Origin of the sequence: Sporomusa aerivorans (assembly GCF_041428895.1) — a bacterium.
Lineage (GTDB): Bacteria > Bacillota > Negativicutes > Sporomusales > Sporomusaceae > Sporomusa > Sporomusa aerivorans.
In genome coordinates, this window is the sequence record NZ_CP156926.1 from 2185403 (window position 1) to 2204165 (window position 18763).

The following is an 18763-nucleotide window of genomic DNA, read 5'->3' on the forward strand; positions in this document are numbered from 1 at the left end:
ATCTCTCAGTTCTCATTATGTTTTAATGCCAGGCCGTGTTTGCGCAATTTTTTCAATACAGCCGTATGCGATAAGCCTAATACTGCCCCCAATTGACGTGAGGTAGTATGGCTATTCATAGCCTTAATAAGCACATCGCGTTCAACCTCTTTGATGATCTGCTCTAAGGTACGGTTGCAGGCCGGTGCGGTAGAGGTGCTTGGCGGTGTGTAGTCCTGGTCAAAAATGATATGTTCACCCAGAATTATGTCGCCGGAAACTATATTGACGGCGCGTTCAATGACATTCTCAAGTTCGCGGATATTGCCGGGCCAATGATAGTTGCACATTTTTTCCAAGGCGGTCTGGCTTAGGTCGTCCACGTTCTTATGGAGCCGGGCTGCACACCGCTTTAGGAAAAACTGTACCAAAAGCGGTATATCATCGCGCCGTTCCCTGAGCGGCGGAATAAACAGCGGAATTACGTTAAGGCGGTAGTAGAGGTCTTCACGGAAGATACGGTTGGTAATCATGTTCTCCAGGTTACGGTTGGTAGCCGCCAGAATGCGGACATCAACCGGGAGTTCCCGTGTGCCGCCGATACGGCGTACCTTTCCCTCCTGTAATACGCGGAGCAATTTGGCCTGCAGGTGGGAGGGGATTTCCCCGATCTCATCCAAAAAGATGGTTCCGCCATTGGCGAATTCAAACAGGCCCTGTTTGCCGCCCTTGACAGCGCCGGTAAATGCTCCGTCTTCGTAGCCGAATAGCTCACTTTCCAGCAAGGTATCCGGAATGGCGGCGCAGTTTAAAGGGACAAATATTTTGCTGCTCCGGGGAGAGGCGGCGTGGAGCGCCCGGGCAATCAGTTCTTTACCTGTACCGGTTTCCCCGCGGATCAGTACGGTTGATTCCCCTTTGGCAATAGATTTGGCCAGAGTGACTACCCGCTGCATCGCCTGGCTGGTGTACAAAATTTCGTCAAAGGTTATCTGCAACTGGCCAGTCACAGTATAAACCAGTTCGCGCACAGCACCGATATCCTTAATAATGGTCACAGCGCCGATAATGCGGCCGATTCTGTCGATAATGGGGCGTCCGCTTGATAAATAGTGGCTTTTGGTCTGTTCCAGGACAATTTCCCGGTTGTTATACAGTGTGCCGTATTTTAAGGTATCGAGCAAAGGACTGTCGGCGGGAAATATTTCTTCAAACTGACGGCCCAGGACATCTTTTGCCGGTAAGCGGACAATTTTTTCGGCGGCAGGATTGTATTGCGTAATTCGCCTTTCCAGGTCTATCCCGATAATGCCTTCACTCATGGAGGTTAATACGGCATTAAGCTGTTCGGAACGCACCTGGTGGGGCATAAGGCTTATTTCGGATATTGCCGTAACCTGCGGGATAGAACTAAGTTCATGCAGAAGAGTCTGTTTTTCGGCCGGAGTAAGTGCCTTGATTTCCAGATAGATTGTGCTGATCTCCAGTTCCATGGAAATAATGTTGAGCTGGCGGGTGGCCAGTATCTGTGAAACGTCGAGGACAAGGCCGAGTCTGTCGATATTGGTTATTCTTAGGCGCAGGTTATCCATCCGGAGACCTCCTGGCATTTAAAGCTGTTGAGAGATAAATTTGCTGTTGACGGTATTAAATCCTTTGTTGCATACAACTTTTTTTCTGGTTGTGGTATACTAGCCTTGCAGGAAATGCCTGCATAAAAGAGAAATTATTAGAAACATTATGCAGCCATAGAGGGTGAGGTTTCCGATGAGTGAACTTAACAAACTGGGCGAATTTGGCCTGATTGATTTAATTAAAGAAGGTACGATTCATGATACTGGCAGCGTGGTTGTCGGTATTGGTGATGACTCTGCCGTGTTGTTGCCGACCCCCCGTCAACTGCAGCTTCTTACCACAGATATGCTGGTTGAGTCAGTGCATTTTGATTTAGCGACAACAACACCGTGGCAGCTTGGCTACAAAGCCATTGCCGTGAACTTAAGCGACATTGCCGCGATGGGGGGGATACCCCGTCATGCCGTAATTTCCGTTGCCTTACCCCAGTCAACGCCAGCCGAATTTGTGGTCAACCTCTATAAGGGGATGAAGGAAATATGCCGGGAGTATGGTGTTAATATTGTTGGCGGTGATACCGTTTCGAGCCCGCAGGGGATAGTTATCAACGTAACGGTGGCCGGTGAAGTCGAGCCGGCTAATTTGGTGCGGCGTTCCGGCGCTCAGCCTGGCGATATTGTAGCTGTTACCGGCTGGCTGGGAAATTCGGCGGCAGGCTTGGAGTTACTTAATGTTAATGACTGGGAAGAATTTGATTTTGCCTGGCCGTTAGTCACTTCGCATTTAACGCCGCAGCCGCAGGTGAAGCTTGGCCAATTGGTGGCCGCTGCCGGTGCTACCAGCATGGATGACATTAGCGACGGACTGGCCAGCGAGGCTCACGAGATAGCTAAAGCCAGTAATGTAGGGATAAAAGTGTATGCGGAGCAGATTCCGCTGGCTCCTGAACTCAAAGAAGCGGCGCAGGTGCTGCGTAAACCGGTGCTTGAGTATGCTTTGTACGGCGGCGAGGATTTTCAACTGGTATTTACTATGGAAAGCAGCAACTTTGCAGCCTTGCTGGCTGCGTACCCCGATTTGCCGCTGGCTAAAGTCGGCGAGGTGGTTGACGCCAGCCAGGGCGTGAGTCTGGTGGACAAGACCGGCTATGCCGAAGCATTGGAGGCCCGCGGTTATAATCATTTTCGTGAGGCGGAAGAGCCGCCTCTGTCATTTGAAACAACTTCGCCGGAAGGAACGCATACCTTTGGCGAGATTCTGGCCGGTGTACTGCAACCAGGTGATGTATTATGCCTGGCGGGGGATCTTGGGGCCGGCAAGACGCTGCTGACACAGGGGATTACCGCCGGGCTTAAGGTTGCCGGCCAAGTGGCCAGCCCGACTTTTACCGTACTTAATGTTTACGAGGGAACCACTGCCGATGGCCGGGATCTCCCAATATATCATTTTGATTTATACCGTCTAGAACATCCGGCCGAACTGGCTGAAATTGGCTTTGATCATTATGTGGATGCCGGCGGTATTGCTATTATTGAATGGCCGGAGAAATTTGCCGAGTTTCTGCCGGAAAAACACCTTTGGCTGTCATTAAAGCAAGGGGAATCTGCCACTGGGCGGGTTTTTGAGCTTTTGCCAGTAGGTGCGCGGTACAGAGAGCTTTGTGAGGAGTTGAAACAGGTTGCCCATTCTTGCGATTGATACGGCTACCCTTGTGTCCAGTGTGGCCATTGCCACACCTGATACACTGGTTGCTGAACTTACGATTCAAACCCGGAAAACCCATTCTGAGCGGCTGATGCCGCATATCGCCAGTTTGCTCGAAATGGCGGAAATGCCGCAGTCCAAGCTAAAGGCCGTTGCCATTAGTATCGGACCCGGCTCATTCACCGGGCTTAGGATTGGTCTGGCAACAGCCAAAGCGTTTGCTTATGCGCTTAATATTCCGCTTATCGGTGTGCCTACCCTGGCCGCGCTGGCGTTTTCGTGCCCCGCTCCGGGCTGTATTCTGGCGCCTATGTTAGATGCGCAAAAGGGGAATGTCTATTTAGGGATCTACGAATGGCAGAACCGGTCTATTGTGGAGATAGAACCTCCCCAGGTAGTGGCGTTTGCCGGAGCGCGCACCAAGTTGGCGCAACTGGGACGTCCTGTGCTGATGCTGGGAGAGGCTGCTGCGCAGTATGCCGCAGAAATTCCTGAGGCCGCGCCGCCCCATGTGATCATGCCCCGGGCCGGCAGTGTCGCCGTTCTGGCCCAGCAACTGTACGCTGAGGGAGTCCGGCATGATGTCAATACACTGGAACCGCTATATATCAGGCGTTCAGAGGCCGAAGAATTATGGGAGCGAAGACAAGCCCGGGAGTGCCGCTGATGGCCGAATTCAGTATCCGGCGTATGCTGCCGGGGGACATTGACACAGTTTTGACAGTGGAACGGCAGGCGTTTTCCACCCCCTGGTCACGCGCCGCTTTTGAGGAAGAAGTATACAATAATGAATTGGCGCATTATCTGGTGCTGGTGGCTGACGGTCAGGTTGTGGGCTATGCCGGTTTCTGGCTGATTGTTGACGAGGCCCATGTCACCAATGTCGCGCTTATGTCTGAATATCATGGCTGCGGCCTGGGCTCCCTCTTATTAGAAAACATGATACTTACGGCCAAAGTTCTTGGGGCTGCAAGCATGACGCTGGAAGTTCGGCCCAGCAACGCAGCCGCGCGTAACCTGTACTCCCGCCGCGGTTTCGTCGAACGCGGCATCCGCCCCAACTACTATGCCGAACTAAACGAAGACGCCATCATCATGTGGCTGGATAATCTATAAAAAAGAGGAGGCTACGTGATAGATTCGCAGCCTCCAAGGGTGATTGTGTAAAATAGCATATGCACTAGCGCGTGAAAGGGTGATAACGAAAATACAGGTCGTGCCGCATCTTTGACGAAGGTGTAAGCCTGATGTTACCCTTATCCAGCCGAAAGTTATACTTTCTATCAGGACAAAAGTACAGGGCGGCTGCAGCCGCCCTGTACTTTAAAATCTATTGGAGAGTAGATTCATACTGCTCGATCATTTTGCGAACCATATGACCACCTACACGACCGCAGTCGGCCGAGGTCATAGTTGACCAACCCTGGCTACGAACGCGCTCGGAAATACCTAACTCGTTAGCAACTTCCATTTTCATGCGGTCAAGAGCGTTCTCGGCACCGGGATTTACAGGTTTATTCGAGCGTGCCATATTCAGCACCTCCTTTCGCGGACGGTATCTTGTTGTCCTGGTTTTAATTTGCCTTACTTTCAACATTAAAATACATTCGTAAATCATGTAATAATTAGCAGACATAAGACGGAGGTTTGCCTTTATGACTCAAAACGTAACGCTGGCTTTAGAAACAAGCTGTGATGAAACTTCCGCAGCCGTTGTCTCTGACGGGCGGACAATCTTAGCCAATATTATTTCCTCACAAATTCCCACACATCAAAAATTTGGCGGCGTTGTGCCGGAAATTGCTTCCCGTAAACATATCGAGAATGTGATACCTGTCATTGACCAGGCTTTAACTGCAGCCGGGACTACGCTGGCAGATGTGAATGCCATTGGTGTTACCTACGGGCCCGGTTTGGTAGGAGCGCTGCTTGTCGGGGTGGCTACAGCCAAAACGTTGGCGTTTGCTCTGAATAAACCGCTTATAGGCGTAAACCATTTGGAGGGCCATATTTTCGCCAACTTTTTAGCGCACCGGGAACTAAAACCACCTTTTGTGGCCTTGGTAGTTTCCGGGGGGCATACTTCCCTGATTCATCTCAAAGATTATAATGACCTTGAACTCTTGGGGCAGACCCGGGATGACGCAGCTGGCGAGGCCTTTGACAAAATTGCCAGGGTAATGAATTTTCCTTATCCCGGCGGACCGCATATCGACAAGACGGCCAGAGAGGGCAATCCGGAAGCCATAGCCTTTCCGCGTGCTTTTAACGTACTGGAAGGCGAGAACCGGTTTGCGTTTAGCTTCAGCGGTTTAAAATCAGCCGTGTTGAACTATTTAAACAGCGCCGGTCAGCGCAAGGAGGAAATAAGCATTCCTGACGTGGCGGCAAGTTTCCAGGCTGCCGTTGTAGATGTTCTGGTTAGAAAAACAATAGATGCCGCAGAGTATACAGGGACAAGTAAAATCGTACTGGCCGGCGGGGTTGCGGCCAATTCGTCACTGCAGGACAAGCTTACGGCAGAGGCCGCAAAAAGAGGGCTTTCACTATACTATCCGCCAGCTGTTCTTTGTACAGATAATGCTGCCATGATTGCCTGCCGGGCGTATTATCAATTCCTGGCCGGGGATTTTGCCGATCTGAACTTGAATGCCGTTCCTGCTCTCAAATTGGGATAATACTCATGTGGAAAACCAAACAAACTACAATTGTGGATAATGTGGGTAAGTTTTGTTATGGGAGTGTTAATTCGGTACTAGCCCTGGGGTTTGCCTGTGTATAATGCTGTGGATAATGTGGATAAATCCGGGGATAACTATGGCGTTTTTTGTGGATAAAGAAAGAAATTGTAACTTTGTAAATTTATGACCAGATAACAAGGAATTTTTCAGCTTGCAGTTGAATACATGATTGATTAACAGCTATAGGTTTTGCTTTAGTGGAACGGGGGAAGTTTCTATATGGGTGTAGCCGCCGATATATGCCGGAAAATGACAGCTTTGACTGCTGCCCAAATGCAAATTATTGATAACACGGCCAGCGTATTGGGTTTGGCTGCTGATTTAGCTCATGCTCAGGTTACGTTGTATGCGCCGGCCCGCAGCGAGAATTTTTTGGCCATTGTCGCTCAGGCTAAGCCTAACACCAGTTATATTGAGTTTAAGACCAATATCCTGGGCAGTACGGTGCAATCCAGTGAAGAACCATTGGTATGGAGGACTTTGCTTTCCGGTACCAATATAGCCGGACAGCGGGAGTGGGAGCTTGGCATGGATGCGCTGGAAATGCGTGTTTATCCGATTGTGGATTCAGACGGCAAAACGATAGCGGCTGCCAGTTTTGAAACCAATAACCAGGAGGCTGTTGCCGACGGGCACGGCATGCTGGTGGAAACAGCCAATATGCTTTTAAATATGGCGACGGTTTCCCCGCCGCTAGGCCCTAAAATGTACCGGCCGCTGGGCACCCGGGATGGCATTGTTATTATCGATGAACGCGGATACGTGATTTTTGCGAATTCGGCTGCCGAAGCTATCTATAAAGTATTAGGCATTAACCGGGTTGTCGGCAGACGGGTGTCTGACAGACAGGTTAACATGCGACTGGCGCAGCAGGCGTTTGCCTCCGGTCAATCGCTGGAAAAGGAAATTGAGGCTGGCAATATGATTTTAGTCCAGCGGGCAATTCCTGTTTTTGCCAGCGGACTGGCAGTACGGGCTGTATTTATTATTGCCGATGTTACCGAGCTTAGAAAAAAAGAAAAAGAACTGCTGGTAAAGTCGGCAGTCATACAGGAAATACATCACCGGGTCAAGAATAATTTGCAGACAATTGCCAGTTTGCTCAGACTGCAGGCCAGACGCACCAAAACCCCGGAAGTAAAAGCGGCGCTTAGGGAAAGCGTCAACCGGATTTTAAGCATATCGGTTGTTCACGAATTTTTGTCCCAGCAGGACAGGGAATTTATTGATGTGGCGGAAGTCACTAGAAACATCCTGGATTTGGTCATTCAAAATATGCTTGAGCCGGATTTTAACATTGAGACAGTGCTTAATGGCCAAACCGTCATTTTACCGTCTGAACATGCCAGCAGTTTAGCATTAGTTATTAATGAACTTATTCAGAATTCCATTGAACATGGCTTTGTCGGTCGCAAAGAAGGGTTAATCGGTGTGGACATTGCGACAACACCTGAGACCTATCAAATAGATATTTACGATGATGGTATTGGCCTCCCTAAGGATTTTAATCTCCAGAATACCAATAGCCTGGGGTTACAAATTGTAAGGACATTGGTGGAAAGCGACCTTGGGGGTAAATTCCGCCTATTTTCCCGTGCCGGCACCCACGCTTTTATTACCATTCCCCGGCAGATGGAAGGCGCTAAAGAGGCGAAGGAGGAATAACATGGACGCTTTGCGGATAGTAATTGCTGATAATGAATCAATCATACGCATGGATTTAAAAGAATTATTAGAAGAAGCCGGACACACTGTAGTGGGGGAAGCCCCTGACGGTTTGAAGGCAGTTGAATTAGCCCGCAAATACCGGCCCGATCTTGTCATTATGGACATCAAAATGCCGGAGATGGATGGTATTACAGCGGCCAAAATTATTTCTAACGAAAAACTCTCGCCAGTGTTGCTTTTAACTGCTTTCAGTCAGAAAGAGATTGTGGAAAAAGCCAAAGACTCCGGTGTTTTAGCCTACTTAGTCAAGCCTGTCAAAGAAGCGAATTTGTTTCCGGCAATGGAAATTGCCTTATCGCGGTTCCAGGAATTCGCCGAACTGGAACGTGAACTGGAAGAAGTAAAGAATTCACTGGAAACCAGAAAAGTCCTTGACCGGGCCAAAGGCATTCTGATGGATGCCTACAGTTTGACCGAAAGCGAAGCCTATCGTCGCATTCAGCAGTACAGTATGAGCAAACGTAAATCGATCCGGGATGTGGCGGCCGCTATTGTGGAATCTGCGACACGCAAAAGATAAATAGGCGATTTTCTTTCAGGGCAGAGGACTGGATGTCTCTGCCCTGAAAAATTTCTTGCTTTTTTTAAAAAAAATACGTATTTTTGCGTAAATGCACTTGATTTTTTTAAGCGAATTTTATATTATAAATTATGGAATTAGCACTCAACTTAAGCGAGTGCTAACAAAAAAGCTAAAATATTAAACACACCATAAAGGGAGGTTCTTTACATGATTAAGCCATTGGGCGACAGAGTTGTGATTGAAGCTTTGGCAAAGGAGGAAGTTACTAAGAGCGGGATTGTTCTTCCGGACACAGTCAAGGAGAAGCCGCAAGAAGGTAAAGTTGTGGCCGTTGGTTCAGGCAAAACATTGGAAAATGGCCAAAAAGTTGCCTTGGATGTTAAGTCTGGCGACAAAGTGATTTTTTCCAAGTACGCTGGAACTGAAGTCAAATTCGATGGCAAAGAATATCTCATTATCAGTGAAAGAGACATCCTGGCTGTAATCGAATAATCAGCTAATATTATAAAGCGAAAGGTAGGTAATACATAAATGGCTAAACAAATTTTGTTTGATGAAGAAGCACGCCGCGCACTCGAGAGAGGTGTAAACGCGCTGGCTAATGCTGTTAAAGTTACCTTAGGACCTAAAGGCCGCAACGTAGTGCTTGACAAAAAATTCGGCGCTCCGGCCATCACTAATGACGGCGTAACAATCGCTCGCGATATCGAACTGGAAGATCCGTTTGAAAATATGGGTGCGCAGCTTGTTAAAGAAGTTGCTACCAAAACCAATGATGTTGCCGGTGACGGTACCACTACAGCTACCCTATTAGCTCAGGCTATGATTCGCGAAGGCATGAAAAACGTAGCTGCCGGGGCCAATCCGATGATCATCAAAAAAGGCATCCAGCAAGCTGTTAACGTACTTGTCGATGAAATTAAGAAAAGCGCCAAAAAAGTGGAAACCAAAGACGCTATTGCTCAGGTCGCTTCCATTTCGGCTGCTGACGAAGAAATCGGCACACTGATTGCTGAAGCTATGGAGAAAGTCGGCAAAGACGGTGTTATCACTGTTGAAGAATCCAAGACTATGGGTACCGACCTGGATGTTGTTGAAGGTATGCAGTTTGACCGCGGCTACATCTCGCCGTACATGATTACTGACCCTGACAAAATGGAAGCTGTGCTGAACGATCCTTATGTTTTAATTACCGACCGTAAAATTGGCGCTATCGCCGATTTGCTGCCTGTACTTGAAAAAGTAGTTCAACAAGGTAAAGAACTACTGATCATTGCTGAAGACGTAGAAGGCGAAGCTCTGGCTACCTTGGTTGTAAATAAACTCCGTGGCACCTTCCGCGCCGTTGCCGTAAAAGCTCCTGGCTTTGGCGACCGCAGAAAAGCTATGCTGGAAGATATCGCTATCATTACCGGCGGTGCTGTTATTACCGAAGAACTGGGCCGCAAACTTGACAGCGTAACTATGGAAGATCTCGGTCGTGCCCGTCAGATCCGCGTTTCCAAAGAAGAAACCACTGTTGTTGACGGCAGCGGTGCAGCCGATGAAATCAAAAAACGCGTTAACCAAATTCGCGCTCAAATCGAAGAAACCACTTCCGATTTCGATAAAGAAAAACTGCAAGAGCGCTTGGCTAAACTCGCTGGCGGCGTTGCCGTTATCCAAGTTGGCGCGGCTACCGAAGTTGAACTCAAAGAGAAAAAGCTGCGCATTGAAGACGCTTTAAATGCAACCCGCGCTGCTGTTGAAGAAGGTATTGTCGCCGGCGGCGGTACTACTTTCATCGATATTCAAGCCAGCCTGGAAAGCCTGAAACTTGCCGGTGACGAACAAACCGGTGTTCAAATCGTAAAACGCGCCATTGAAGAACCAGTTCGTCAAATTGCTGACAATGCCGGTCTGGAAGGCTCCGTTGTCGTAGAAAACGTTAAGAAAGCCGGCAAAGGCCAAGGTTTCAACGCTCTGACTGAAGAGTATGTTGACATGATTGCAGCCGGTATCGTTGACCCGGCTAAAGTTACCCGCTCCGCACTGCAAAATGCTGCCAGCATTGCAGCTATGGTGCTGACTACCGAAACCCTTGTTGCTGATAAGCCTGAGAAAGACGCCGGCGCTGCTGCTGGTATGGGCGGTATGGGTGGCATGGGCGGTATGGGCGGCATGGGCGGCATGATGTAGTAAGTGCCGCGAGCCGTTTAAATACGCGGCTCCGACATATGCCAAACCGCAAATAGTACCATTTTAGTACCGAAAACGATTAAAAAAATTAGAGGTTGTCCATGAGGTTATCAAACTTCTTGGCGCCTCTTTTTTCATGTCTAGGTGATGGTGATCATGTGCGCATCGAAATCAATGTCTGACCATTTTAAGGCGCACATTTCACCCACTCTGGCAGTGTAAGCTAAAACAACAAAAAGCGCGTAGTCGTCCTCTAAACCTCTGTTCTGAGCGTTTTTGAGAAACAAGGCAAGCTGCTCTTTTTCAAGATACTTAGGGCGTTATTTTCATTTGGGGGTGGGGTATGGAACAATTTTTGCCATATAAAGAGATAATGGCTAGCCCAAATAGTGCATGGGCGCTGTTGGCCATAGTGTTAGTTATTTATGTTATGAGGGACAGTGGGAAACGTGAGGAACGGCTCACAGGGATTATCGATGGTACGTTGGCAAAACAGACTGAGACATTGAATCATGTAAAATAACAGCCTGTTGTCCATGAGAGACATTATATGTATTACTTTGCTAAGCCTAATGATTCAAATAAGAATCTTGAAAGAGTATCTTTACATAAATAGACATCGCGCTTATCATTGGCATTTGTCCGGCAAATAACGCGGATCAGGGCAGGACCATATAATTTATAGCCCGTCTCTCAGCCCTTTAATGGCCGGGGACGGGATTTTTATTCCTATCGGGTACCGGGTTCGTCCAGGTGGGCGGCTTTTTTTTATGGATTAGTGCAATTTACCTATGCAATTTAAAAAAAATTTAAGAAAGAGATTGTATTATATAAATTGTGCATTCGATATACATAATTAAAGGAGGTTTCCAGATGAAAGGTATGTTGAAAAAACTTATGATTTATTCCATGTTAGGACTGATGCAGGTCGGCTTATTCGCAACTGTAGCATCAGCAGCTCCCAGAGTCGAAGAACCGCCAGCAGTAGAAGAGTGCTGTGGAGATCCCGCTTGCATGAAAAAGTGTGCCAATGGCGTAACGCCTGAATGCAGGGAAAAACATCATCATAAAAAAACAAGTACAAAAGCAGTACCACAAAAAGACATCCAAAAAGACAATCAGAAAGACAATGGTGAAAATACTATAAATAGATTTTTACAATGAGAGTACACGCATAACAAATAAAGAATCGCTCGGTAGCTTCGGCTGCCGGGCATTTCTATTTTGGGCAGAAAAATAAAACGGTTTACCGGCTTACCAGGTCATATTGCATCTTATAATTTAAATACATTCTTTAAAATCGTATCAATTCAGTTGTCATAGCGTTCAAGATGCTATCCTGTGATAAATTTTAAATATATTAGGGTATTTAAGTAACGTAATTGCTGAGTATTTGAATAATATATGATGGGGAATACATAGATACTTAAAATTATCCTGAAGTTATATCCAATTCTTTCATTAAGTCTTGCTATGATGAATTAATGTATATTGCTAGAAAAGAGCCATACATACCTGAATTTTATAATTTCGGAACAGTTTAGAAATCGTTTTTGAATTTGTACTTTGCCGCATCCTCCGGGGTGCGGTTTTATTTAAAGGCAATTCAAATGTCGGCCCAATATAATAAGAACAACCCCATAATAAAACCATACATTACCTAGTTTTTCCCGGCTACCTAGTGCCGGGTCCTTTTTTATTTTCCGTTTATTGCCGCTTGTAATTTTCGAACGTGCGTTCTGTGCTATGGACAAACAGATGTTCTATTACGAGGTGCGGAATGGAAAACAAACATAAGATACCTGTCGGTGTAACCGCTTACCATGATAAAGACGGAAAAATAAAACCTCTCTGCCTACATTGGACAGACGGGCGTAGATACGAGGTTGACAAGGTACTTGACGTACGCGTGGCGGCATCGCTCAAAGCGGGTGAATGGGGGATGCGGTACATATGCCGGGTATTGAATCGGGAGGTTAAGCTCTTTTATGATGACGTCGATAGGAAGTGGTTCTTGGAGCAGTGAGAAAGCCTCTAGCCCGCACTCCTATATATTAATGAAGCTATTTTTTTCGATCTTGGTCACAAATTTGGGCACGTAACTATTTTTATTATCTGTTTAGGATTATAGATATTACAATTAAAGTGTTGCCTAACCCCGGGACCGGAGGGTATGTTTTTATTTAAATATAAACATATGACAGGTGGCCCAGAGAATGGGCGGCATGATGTAAGACTCCTTGAGAATTCCTTAGTTAAGGAATTTTGCGAGTCGCGCAGCACCCAATTGCTCACAGGTTATAATCCAAAAGAGTAGAGGCTTTTCACTAGTTCATTGAACTTTTGAAAAGCCTCTTTTTGGTGCTTTGCAGTTAGCCTTCCGCCCGGTCTTTTGTCACCTGTTCCAGGGCCTTGATATATTCAATTTCGTTAGTGGTAGCTTTGGATACAATGGAATTATTTATTTGCTCTCGAGACAGAGCATTGTCGCCGGCGCTCATCGCATATTCACTGGTGAAGGATTCCATTGGTGTTTTTTTACGCATATCGTCACCTCCTGCTTTAGGTTTTGTCGGAGCATAACTACCTATTCCTTTAAGTTTTTTGGCTAAGTAGCGAATATTACCACTATTTTTACTGCTAAGGATGAGTTATAGAGGGATTTGCCAAACCGTGTCGAACTCTTGTCAAATATAGCAAAAGGAGGAATTCCGATGCGGGATGAAAGAGCGCTACAGACCAACGAGGAGATTATGGCTGCGTTTAAATTGGTTCTTCCTTACCTCAACCAGATAGTCAGAGAAGATATGGCTGTTGGGTTGACTAATTTAAATGAATATCTAGCTTATCACCGGGCAAAAGAATTTGAACTCGACCTCCCCGCCGGGAAACCGATAAAAGGAATCAGTACGATTGAGGAGTGTATTCGCACCGGGAAGGCTACTTATGCAGATGTTCCTCCTGAAGTATACGGGCGGACGATAAAGACGATATTTACTCCTATCTATGGTATTAATCGCGAAATTATAGGTACCTTGAGCTCAGGTATTGATCTGGAGCATAGTCTTGAATTGGTGAATAACGTGGAAGAGATGGCCAGCTCAACAGCGCAAACGACTGAAAGTGTGCGGCAGATTGCGCAAAGCGCCGGCGAACTGGCTTCATCAAGTCAACAAGTGCTGCAACTAGCCAAAGATCTGGCGGAAAAAAACAAGCATACAGCCGAAGTTCTGGATTTTATCAAAAATATAGCTGCCCAGACGAACTTACTGGGCTTAAATGCGGCTATTGAAGCAGCCAGAGCGGGTGAGCACGGCCGGGGATTTGCGGTTGTCGCCGAAGAAGTAAGAAAACTTGCCGATCAATCTCAGGAGGCCACAAAAAAAATCCAGAGTACACTACAGGAAATGAATGGTGCCGTTACTGAACTGAATAAATCGATTGAGGCGACAGGGGCAATCAGCCAGGAACAAGCCGCAACCACACAGGAAATAACCGCTGTATTGGAGCGGATTAATGCCAGTGCCAAACTGCTGGAAAAATATGTAGCCCGTTATAAATAAGTAGTGCCAAGTTTATGTTATCCCCTTCCCTGTGAAGGGGATTTCTTATCCTCCTAGAATTATACTTTCGCCTGAATAAATAAAAGATCGGCTTCTGTTTTCATCAGAGGCTTGGCACAAGCCGTGTTTTTTTTATAAATTGACATACTAAGAGAGAAAACTCATTTACAGGTTAAGGGGGTATTGATCTGGAATACAAGCATATTGAACAAAGCCGCATACCGGCATGCACTCTGGATGAACGGTTTTTTACCAGGCTTTGGGATGTCTTTTCCAAGGATGGTGAGTTTTTGTGGCACGCTGAAGTGGGGCACAGCAGCGATCCTTTAGGCAAGCTGGAAGAGCATCCCACCCAGACTGTCAGCGATTGGCAAGATTTGATTCAAATGGCGCGGTCACTGCCGCGCATTGATCAATTGTCGCTGACCGTAGAAGTGGAGGGCAAGGGAACTATGGCATTGTCACTGAAAAATTATGTTCCGCTAGGGGGTAAGCTCATAGTTACTGGCCAGGAAGAAGAATGGGTAGATAAACATTTTCATAACTGTATGACATTGTTTACAGAGCGCAAAGAGACATTCAACACATTGCTTTATACCCGTCTTGGCTTTGGCGTGATTCAAACAGCTATTCCCCTCGGCAGCATGTTTATTTTTGTTATGGCGGCAGCCGGCTTGCTTATTCCCAGTCATATAAGGCACAGTGAATGGCTATGGTGGATAACGGCTGCAACGGTTGTTATCACGTTGCGTTTGGCCTATACTGTATCTGACAAACTGATACTCTTTTGTATGGAAAAATACCCATACGTAAAGTGGCAAGACCGGTAGCATAAACGTTCCTTCTTACGCATACATACTACTGTAGCTGCGGAAGGAGGGAAATATATGATTATCAGCTTGCGTCGCCTGTTTGATCACCGGAATATTTTTTATAGTATTATCGGCCTGTTCGCCATATCGGCCCTGTATGTACAAGTGGCTGATGTAATTTCTGGCGGACCGATTGCTATTGCGGGGACTCGAACTGAGCAGAAAGTAGTAGCGCTCACGTTTGATCATTCCTGGGGCAACAAATATACTCCGCCGATCTTAGATACATTGAAAACGAATAATATTAAGTGTACCTTTTTCATTATGGGGCCCTGGTCTAAGAAGTTTCCTGAGGTGGCTCAGCGGATGGTACAAGACGGGCACGAAATTGCCAGCCACGGGTACCGTCATGAAAACTACGGTGACATGTCGCCGGAATGGGTAAAAGAAGACATTAGCAAGGCGCATGAGCAGATTAAAGAGGTAACAGGTGTTGAACCACGGTTGCTCCGGCCGCCCAACGGTCATTACAGCCAGAAATCGCTGCAGGTTACCGATGAACTTGGCTATAAGACTATTATCTGGAATGTGGACTCTCTGGACTGGAAAAATCCCGGGCGGGATGTTATTGTCGATCGGGTCATGAAACGCCTTAAACCGGGAGCCATTATTCTTATGCATGCCTCCGATACCCCGGTACAGACAGCTGACGCGTTACCTATTCTCATTGAGAAGATCAAAGCTGAGGGGTATACTTTTGTAACGGTGGGAGAGTTACTGGAAAAATGCAGTGAAAAGGGTATACAGCGACATTAGAAAGGCTGGAATTGCCACGACTCGTTCTCCTGATTCAATGAAGACCGGTGAGGACAAATAAGGCAATCTTGTTTTTATCCTGTTCCCAATGATCTTTTGGCCCGGATAAGTATAACGGCGGCGTGCATTTTCCGCAAAGGTAGATGCGAGCCGTTTTTTCTTTACATATATTTTCTTTGTATAGCAGGAATTTGACGATATACGGCGAAATTGATGTGATTGCATAAAGTTCACTGCTAATGCCGCAAACTATTTTCATGCGTGATTTCGTATGCCGTCAGTAATATTGTATTGTGGAGTGGCTAATGGTACAAAGTATCCAGGTACGATTAGGCAACATTAATTTTATAAATTGTTTACCATTAGCTTATGGCCTTAAATACAGGGGCATGGAGCAAGGGGTAGATATGATTGCTGCTGCACCTGCTGTGCTGAATGGATTGATAATAGAGGGCCGGCTTGATATCAGCCCGGTATCTTCGATTATCTACGCCCTAAATAGGGATAAACTTTTTATATTGCCTAATCTGTCCATAAGCGCCAGTGGTTTTTTGCAAAGTATTTTACTAGCCTCGAAACGACCTATTACTGAATTGAACAATGCCCGGGTTGCGCTGACAACCAAATCGGCTACTTCGCGCATACTATTGAAAATCATCCTGAATAAGGCCTATCAGCTTACGCCCGAATATTTCCCAAGCGAGGTGGGACTCCAAACAGAGGTTCTCAAAGAAGCGGATGCGGCTTTGTTTATCGGGGATGATGCCTTATATGCCTATCACAACAAAATTCCGGGCTGCTATTATTATGATATTGGACAGGAATGGCGGAAGCTTACCGGACAAGCCATGGTATATGCCTTGTGGGTGGTAACCAGGGAATTTGCCGAAAGCCAGCCCGGCTTGCTGCAAAAGGTTTATGAACGCTTGACTGCCGGTTTTGCGCATGGCCTTGCTAATATTCAGGCTGCAGCAGCGTGCGAAACCTATGTTTCCCCATTTTCAGCAGGACAAATAACCGATTACTTGCAGTTGTTAAACTATACGTTAACACCGGCTCATCTGCAGGCGCTGTTAACCTATTATGAGCTGGCACAGGAGATGGGATTTATTGACGGCGTCCCGGAACTTAACTTTGCTTCGGTAGAGTAGTTGCTGCTATTACTTAGTAACGGTTGTAATCCCGTGGCAGGTTAAAAACAAAAACTGCTGCCAAAGGCTTAACAACAGCCTTATACAATAATTGGAGCAAATTAAAGGAGGATTTCTAATGACGACCGGCAAACAAGAAATGATTTTGGTCATGGACTTTGGCGGCCAATACAGCCAGCTAATAGCCAGAAGAATCCGCGAATGCGGAGTATATTGCGAGATAGTGCCTTTTAATATCAGTGTTGATAAAATTCGTGAGATGGCTCCTAAGGGAATTGTTTTTTCCGGCGGACCTTCCAGCGTTTATGGAGAAGGAGCGCCTAAATGCGACCCGCAGGTGTTTGAAATTAATCTGCCGGTTTTGGGTATATGCTATGGCATGCAGCTTACCGCTCATACTCTTGGCGGCAAGGTAGCTCATGCTAATTCGCGTGAATATGGCAACACCAAACTGTATGTTGATAAAACTGCAGGCGTTTTTGCAGCGATTACGGCCGAGACTCAGGTCTGGATGAGCCACGGGGATTATATTGCCGAGCCCCCCGCCGGTTTTACCGTTACGGCCCATACCAATAGCACGCCGGTGGCAGCTATGGAAAACAATGAGCGCCGTATATATGGCGTACAATTCCACCCGGAAGTGGTACATACCCCTGAAGGCATGAAAATGCTGAAAAACTTCCTGTTTACTATTTGCGGCTGTACCGGTGACTGGAATATGGGTTCTTTCGTTGATCAGTCCGTTGCCAAGATTCAGGCTCAGGTGGGCAATAAACGGGTGCTTTGTGCCCTGAGCGGCGGTGTTGATTCTTCGGTAGCCGCTGTTTTGGTGCACCGGGCCATAGGGGAACAATTGACTTGTGTATTTGTAAATCATGGTTTTCTGCGTAAAGGCGAAGCGGAGCAGGTGGTAAAAACGTTCCGTGACGGCTTCAAGATGAATCTTGTGTATGTAGATGCAGTGGACCGGTTTATGGCCCGCCTGAATGGTGTAACTGAACCGGAACAGAAGCGTAAAATAATCGGCGAAGAGTTCATCCGGGTATTTGAAGCTGAGGCCGCCAAACTGGGTGAAATTGATTACCTTGTACAGGGCACGCTATACCCTGACGTTATCGAGAGCGGTACGGCCACTGCCGCTGTTATCAAGAGTCACCATAATGTGGGCGGGCTGCCGGAAGACATGAAATTTGAGCTTGTCGAACCGCTTAGAGACTTATTCAAAGATGAAGTGCGGGCGTTAGGCCGTGAAATTGGTCTGACTGATGATATTGTCTATCGTCAGCCATTCCCGGGCCCGGGGCTGGCGATCCGGATTATTGGCGAGATTACCGAAGAACGCCTGGAAATTCTGCGTGAAGCCGATTCAATCGTCTACCAGGAGATAAAAAATGCCGATCTTTACCGTAAAGTATGGCAATCTTTCGCCGTGCTGCCTGCTATGAAGAGTGTGGGTGTCATGGGGGACGAACGTACCTATGCCTATACCGTTGGCCTTAGAATTGTAGAAAGTGAAGACGGCATGACGGCAGACTGGGTGCGTCTGCCGTACGAAGTCCTTGACAGCATCTCGCGCAGAATTGTTAATGAGGTTAAAGGTGTAAACCGGATTGTTTACGATATTACCTCCAAACCACCTTCCACAATCGAATGGGAATAATTTAGATTGTCGTAGGGCACTGCCATTTATTCGCCAAAGGGCAAAATGGCTTAACCTGCCGACATAGAAAAAACGACCTTGCATTAAAGCTTTTCGAAGCTTGTGCAAGGTCCTTTTTTTATCCTCAACCCGCGTAAATACAGGAATTTCTGCTTGCTAAAAGAGGCGGGCACCATGGAGTGGCGGGCATTCCTGGCAAAGCCAGGGAGAATACAGGAAAATGCCCTTTGGAGAATAAATGGCAGTGCCCCACGACATGGTGATATTTTCTTTTATGCTTTTTGGGAAAAGGCATAGCGCTATGACTTTCATGAACATTGCACTGAAACGCCC

General features: G+C 46.8%; 19 protein-coding genes and 1 pseudogene. 16 read left to right on the plus strand and 4 right to left on the minus strand.

What is annotated here, in order from left to right; translation table 11 throughout:
- Positions 1-5: 5 nt before the first annotated feature.
- Positions 6-1571 (minus strand): sigma 54-interacting transcriptional regulator, encoded by a 1566-nt coding sequence (locus SATMO3_RS10015; protein ID WP_371380541.1) that lies wholly within the window; start codon positions 1569-1571, stop codon positions 6-8.
- Positions 1572-1746: 175 nt separating this feature from the next.
- On the opposite strand from SATMO3_RS10015, the gene thiL reads away from it, so the two are divergent.
- Genes thiL through rimI form a run of 3 tightly spaced genes read left to right on the plus strand, consistent with a single transcriptional unit; the run spans position 1747 to position 4374 of the window.
- A complete protein-coding gene (thiL, locus tag SATMO3_RS10020; RefSeq protein ID WP_371380543.1) occupies positions 1747-3252 on the plus strand; it encodes a thiamine-phosphate kinase in 1506 nt (501 codons plus the stop codon).
- Positions 3233-3925 (plus strand): tRNA (adenosine(37)-N6)-threonylcarbamoyltransferase complex dimerization subunit type 1 TsaB, encoded by a 693-nt coding sequence (gene tsaB / locus SATMO3_RS10025; RefSeq protein ID WP_371380545.1) that lies wholly within the window; start codon positions 3233-3235, stop codon positions 3923-3925. The genes thiL and tsaB overlap by 20 nt, the downstream gene beginning before the upstream one ends.
- Positions 3925-4374 (plus strand): ribosomal protein S18-alanine N-acetyltransferase, encoded by a 450-nt coding sequence (rimI, locus tag SATMO3_RS10030; RefSeq protein WP_371380546.1) that lies wholly within the window; start codon positions 3925-3927, stop codon positions 4372-4374. Before tsaB ends, rimI begins: the two co-directional genes overlap by 1 nt.
- A 214-nt stretch (positions 4375-4588) precedes the next feature.
- Here rimI and SATMO3_RS10035 read toward each other — a convergent pair whose 3' ends face one another.
- The gene (locus SATMO3_RS10035) at positions 4589-4789 is read right to left on the minus strand and encodes an alpha/beta-type small acid-soluble spore protein (protein WP_075754166.1); all 201 of its coding nucleotides are present in this window, start codon (positions 4787-4789) and stop codon (positions 4589-4591) included.
- A 124-nt stretch (positions 4790-4913) separates the two neighbouring features.
- Between SATMO3_RS10035 and tsaD the strand changes: the two genes are divergently transcribed.
- From tsaD to groL, 5 genes are all read left to right on the plus strand, one after another.
- Positions 4914-5936 carry a tRNA (adenosine(37)-N6)-threonylcarbamoyltransferase complex transferase subunit TsaD gene (gene tsaD, locus SATMO3_RS10040; RefSeq protein ID WP_371380548.1) on the plus strand — a complete coding sequence of 341 codons (1023 nt, stop codon included), beginning with the start codon at positions 4914-4916 and terminating at the stop codon, positions 5934-5936.
- A 282-nt stretch (positions 5937-6218) separates the two neighbouring features.
- Entirely contained in the window at positions 6219-7664 is a 1446-nt protein-coding gene (locus SATMO3_RS10045; RefSeq protein ID WP_371380550.1) for a sensor histidine kinase, read from the plus strand.
- 1 nt (position 7665) lies between these two features.
- Positions 7666-8247, plus strand: coding sequence for an ANTAR domain-containing response regulator (locus tag SATMO3_RS10050; protein ID WP_371380552.1), 582 nt, complete (start codon positions 7666-7668; stop codon positions 8245-8247).
- A gap of 210 nt (positions 8248-8457) precedes the next feature.
- Positions 8458-8742: a co-chaperone GroES gene (groES, locus tag SATMO3_RS10055; RefSeq protein WP_371380554.1), complete on the plus strand. Its 285-nt coding sequence runs from the start codon at positions 8458-8460 to the stop codon at positions 8740-8742.
- A gap of 39 nt (positions 8743-8781) precedes the next feature.
- On the plus strand, positions 8782-10428 hold the full coding sequence (gene groL, locus SATMO3_RS10060; RefSeq protein WP_371380555.1) for a chaperonin GroEL: 1647 nt from the start codon (positions 8782-8784) through the stop codon (positions 10426-10428).
- A 140-nt stretch (positions 10429-10568) separates the two neighbouring features.
- On the opposite strand, the pseudogene SATMO3_RS10065 reads toward groL, so the two are convergent.
- Positions 10569-10730: pseudogene (locus SATMO3_RS10065) on the minus strand (site-specific integrase); the annotation flags it as partial.
- Positions 10731-10771: 41 nt separating this feature from the next.
- Here SATMO3_RS10065 and SATMO3_RS10070 point away from each other — a divergent pair.
- From SATMO3_RS10070 to SATMO3_RS10080, 3 genes are all read left to right on the plus strand, one after another.
- Positions 10772-10951: a BhlA/UviB family holin-like peptide gene (locus SATMO3_RS10070; RefSeq protein WP_371380556.1), complete on the plus strand. Its 180-nt coding sequence runs from the start codon at positions 10772-10774 to the stop codon at positions 10949-10951.
- A gap of 350 nt (positions 10952-11301) precedes the next feature.
- Entirely contained in the window at positions 11302-11592 is a 291-nt protein-coding gene (locus SATMO3_RS10075; RefSeq protein WP_371380558.1) for a hypothetical protein, read from the plus strand.
- Positions 11593-12208: 616 nt separating this feature from the next.
- The gene (locus SATMO3_RS10080) at positions 12209-12454 is read left to right on the plus strand and encodes a hypothetical protein (RefSeq protein WP_371380560.1); all 246 of its coding nucleotides are present in this window, start codon (positions 12209-12211) and stop codon (positions 12452-12454) included.
- Positions 12455-12800: 346 nt separating this feature from the next.
- Here the strand turns inward: SATMO3_RS10080 and SATMO3_RS10085 are convergent, their stop codons facing one another.
- Entirely contained in the window at positions 12801-12974 is a 174-nt protein-coding gene (locus tag SATMO3_RS10085; protein ID WP_371380561.1) for a hypothetical protein, read from the minus strand.
- Between the two features lie 168 nt (positions 12975-13142).
- Here SATMO3_RS10085 and SATMO3_RS10090 point away from each other — a divergent pair, with 168 nt between their 5' ends.
- The 5 genes from SATMO3_RS10090 (at position 13143) to guaA (ending at position 18430) form a co-directional block, all read left to right on the plus strand.
- Complete coding sequence (locus SATMO3_RS10090; RefSeq protein WP_371380563.1) at positions 13143-13991, plus strand: methyl-accepting chemotaxis protein; 849 nt, start codon at positions 13143-13145, stop codon at positions 13989-13991.
- Positions 13992-14281: 290 nt separating this feature from the next.
- The gene (locus SATMO3_RS10095; protein ID WP_371380564.1) at positions 14282-14821 is read left to right on the plus strand and encodes a hypothetical protein; all 540 of its coding nucleotides are present in this window, start codon (positions 14282-14284) and stop codon (positions 14819-14821) included.
- 57 nt (positions 14822-14878) lie between these two features.
- Positions 14879-15619, plus strand: coding sequence for a polysaccharide deacetylase family sporulation protein PdaB (pdaB, locus tag SATMO3_RS10100; RefSeq protein ID WP_371380566.1), 741 nt, complete (start codon positions 14879-14881; stop codon positions 15617-15619).
- 305 nt (positions 15620-15924) lie between these two features.
- Positions 15925-16770, plus strand: a complete 846-nt coding sequence (locus SATMO3_RS10105; RefSeq protein WP_371380568.1) for a menaquinone biosynthetic enzyme MqnA/MqnD family protein — start codon at positions 15925-15927, stop codon at positions 16768-16770.
- Positions 16771-16888: 118 nt separating this feature from the next.
- The gene (guaA, locus tag SATMO3_RS10110; protein WP_371380570.1) at positions 16889-18430 is read left to right on the plus strand and encodes a glutamine-hydrolyzing GMP synthase; all 1542 of its coding nucleotides are present in this window, start codon (positions 16889-16891) and stop codon (positions 18428-18430) included.
- The last annotated feature ends 333 nt before the right edge of the window (positions 18431-18763 follow it).